Raw genomic sequence first — 716 nt, forward strand, 5'->3', positions numbered from 1 at the left:
AAAAAATATCCTGAATTTTTTGGGAATATGATTATTATTAAAAGTAAATCATTTCAAAGACATTCAACTTCTTCAACTCACTTTTAGAGCATTAACCTCTTTTGTTATTTCTACAATCTAATCCATTTTTATTATTTAAATTTCTTTTTACGAACGTTTGAAGTTTCATCAAATAACTCGATCAAATAGTCACTTGATTTTTGCAATCCTGATTCACACTGGTACGGACAAGGAGCCGTAAGGATGAAAGAGAGGTAGGGCTTTCATTGTTTTAGGTATATATATCTAAGTCATTATTTCTAGAAGAAAAAACAATCAATCTCATCTCTATCTTTAAGAATTTCTTACATCTACTGAAAAAGTGAATAATAATTGTTTATCTTCTTTACGTAAAATTGATAAACGAATTGATAACACTATATGGTCAACTACAAGAAAATGGTTTCCTGACCAGGAAACCATTTTAAATTTCATTTACATAACAACAGTAAATTAAGCAGTAAGAAGGAGTGCACACATGAAAAAAATGTTAACAAAAGAATTAAGTAATGAATTAAAGAAGCGAGAAGGGATCATTTCTATTACAGTTGAGCCTTATGAAAAAATCGAAGTTGGTGGAATTCGTGTAGATGGACCAGCTGTTATTCTAATTAATCAAGAATAGCTAAAAATAGTTGAATGAACGAAGAAAAGGATCAGCCTTTACGCGAAGGGAA

General features: G+C 29.7%; 1 protein-coding gene. It reads left to right on the top strand.

The window, feature by feature from the left end:
• The first annotated feature begins 517 nt into the window (after nt 1–517).
• Nucleotides 518–664 carry a BC1881 family protein gene (locus tag BPMYX0001_RS31490; protein WP_000738547.1) on the top strand — a complete coding sequence of 49 codons (147 nt, stop codon included), beginning with the start codon at nt 518–520 and terminating at the stop codon, nt 662–664.
• The last annotated feature ends 52 nt before the right edge of the window (nt 665–716 follow it).

It is taken from the genome of Bacillus pseudomycoides DSM 12442 (assembly GCF_000161455.1).
GTDB lineage: Bacteria > Bacillota > Bacilli > Bacillales > Bacillaceae_G > Bacillus_A > Bacillus_A pseudomycoides.

Excerpts from the sequence above, each read along its gene's own strand:
- BPMYX0001_RS31490 (WP_000738547.1), top strand. The coding sequence starts at position 518 with ATGAAAAAAATGTTAACAAAAGAATTAAGTAATGAATTAAAGAAGCGA.